The following is a 2,648-nucleotide window of genomic DNA, read 5'->3' on the forward strand; positions in this document are numbered from 1 at the left end:
GTCCGCGCGTACTCCACCGGGTCGAGTCGATGCGTCAGTCCGTGCACTACCCGCGCCGGGTCGGTCAACGGCAGCGTCGGGTCCGATGCCCCGGCCAGGCCACCTTCTGCCAGCGTCTCCTTGTCGTCCAGTCCCCTCGCGGGGTCGCCGCCGATAAAGGCATAGCGTGGCAGCCCGGCCACCCAGATATCGGAGGTCTCGGCCACCGAGGGCAAACCACTGACGCGATAGACCTCATGGGCCGCCTTCAGCCGATCTCCGACTCTGCTGCCGGATCTGGTGATTCCGCGGGACTGATCCACCACGTGGCGGAACTCGTGCCGCAGGATGGCGGAGAGGATGTCCCCTGGTGCCCAGCCCCACCAGCCGGCCTCGCGCGAACGCTGCAAGGTCTCCGACGCCCATTCCGGATCCACCGCCGACCTTCGGTCGATCGCGACAACCGCATAGTAGTTCTCGTTCGGCCCGATATAACGGGTACCGCAGTAATAGGTCAGCGCCGAAGAATTCAGCGGATCAATGGTACGCAGGTAGTTTTCATCGACGAAACGAACTTCTCGAAGTTTATGCCTGCCTTTGTATTCCGCGATCAAATCACGCATATTACGGACGGCGGATGCCACCGACTCCACCGGGAAGTCCGAACCCTCCCACCCCAGCAGCCGCACATGATGTTCGTCGTACAGTCGTTCGACCAACCGTTTTTTGGCCTCGAAATCCTGGTTCGCCTGGTCTGGTGACTCGACCATACCGTCGCCGGGCCCCGGCGACTCGTCCACGAGACGCGCCTCTTCGAAACTCGCCCAGACTTCCCCATGGGATTCGACACCCCACCGGGCGGCAGCCGCCAATGATTGGAAGACATCTTCGCCGACCGCCGCGGCACTGTGCTGCGGAACAATTTCGTCCAGCCGTCGAAGAAGGGTTTCGTCCAACGGCCCCACCGCGCGGAATTGATCGCATTCGACCGAGATGTGCAGGGATCGAATTTCGGGGTTCGACGACAATCGGACCGTCAATTGCACTCGCGGCAGCAGCATCGAGCGAATGAAAGTGTGGTCCACCTCGCCGTCGGGGCGTGAACCGGCCATCATTCCGGGCAGCCCCTCCTGGCTACCGAACTGGCTCAGCTCCGTCACCGCGGGGAAGTCCCTGATGAACCGCAATGCGTCGAGTGCCGCGATTCGCGCCGTCTCCGTCGCCGCGGTGATCCGGTGCTGGTCGTGCCAGCCCCACTCCCGCAGGGTCTCACCCAACGCCGACGCCGCCGCCTCCACGGTGCGAGCCTCACCCCAGCCGAACCGCACGGTCACTTCCCTCGTGCCTGCGGACAAACTTCGGATCTCGCGCACTTGCCTGGATGTACTCGGATCGGCGCTGCTCACCCGACCCGCCACCACGGCCTCGTGCTCGGTGATGGCTCGCTCCCACCGACGAACCGCTTCCGCGGCTTCCGAGTAACCGCTCAGCGGCACCGATTCAGCACCCGTCGCCGCGGCGTCCGCCCGCAATCTCTGCGCCGCTTCCAGCCGGCTCAGCACCGCGGCCGCATGATTCGTCAACAGCCGGTGCCGCGACGGCGTCGCGGCCTTGGACACGCCCCCGAGTTCCTCCAACCGGCGGACCATGGTGGCGACCTCGCGGTACCGAAGGGTTATTGCACGCATATCGGCGACGACGCGTTCGGCGGCGGGTACGCCCCGTTCATCCAGGCGCTGCCGCGTAACCGCCAACTCCTGTTCGAACTCATCCGACCGCAGTGCGGTCGGATTCGCGCCCGCCTCGGCCGCCGCCTTCGCCAATTCCGCCGCTGCCTCGGTCCGTTCGACGAGCACGCTCGCATAGGCCGGCTGAAATACTTCCGGTATCGCGATCCTCGCGCCGAGCTCCCCGGCTACCGCGGCACCCCCCAGCGGCGTGAGCACAACGCCGTCGCCGACGGCATCGCTCGGCCTCAACTGCTGAGCGCGTCCCTGGGTACCGGTGCGCGGTACGCGCCCATTCGGGTCAGCGGCGTACCACACATCCGGGCCGAACTGCCGGCGCCCCGAACTCCACTGAACCCTTCCCCCGACCATATCCAGCACATCCGCAACACCAGCCGGATCGCCCGGCGCCACAGCACCGCGCACCGCCCACGAGTCCGGCCCCAACCGGTAGTCCACAGCCGAGAACGTCGACGGATCGGCGCTCGTTGTCCGTTCTTCCCGCGTATCCGACCGCGGATGGGCCGAATCAGCTGCGCCGCGGGCCTCCAACTGCTGGGCGACTGCCTGCCGCAATGCCCGCAACTGCTCGGCATCGAGATCCTGACGGTACGGCGAGTACCAGTAGCCGATTCGATCAGCTGCCTCGTACACCCGACGAGCCGTATCGGTGTCGGGTTCGATCGCCCCCTTCAGCACCTGGCTGACCAGCTGCTTGCCGCCGCTGAGATGTGCATCCTCAGCTACTTCGTCTTGGGTGGGCTGGTCGCGGAACCGCCCTGGGACGAACTCTCCGTCGACGTATCGGGGCGAAGTAAACCTGGAACTCAGGAATCCCGGATCGATCGCCGATTGCAGAACAACACGGACAGGGAACCTCACCAATATTGCTGCGGCGAGCGTCCGCTGTTCCTGCTCGGTATGAACCGCGCCGGGACGCCG

At 65.7% G+C, this 2,648-nt stretch carries 1 protein-coding gene; it reads right to left on the reverse strand.

What is annotated here, in order from left to right:
* Positions 1-2,588 (reverse strand): hypothetical protein (locus tag B0T44_RS26125; RefSeq protein ID WP_139795380.1); only part of this gene is annotated, 2,588 nt, incomplete at its 3' end.
* Positions 2,589-2,648: the final 60 nt, after the last annotated feature.

The organism is Nocardia donostiensis, assembly GCF_002081715.1.
Classification (GTDB): Bacteria; Actinomycetota; Actinomycetes; order Mycobacteriales; family Mycobacteriaceae; genus Nocardia; species Nocardia donostiensis.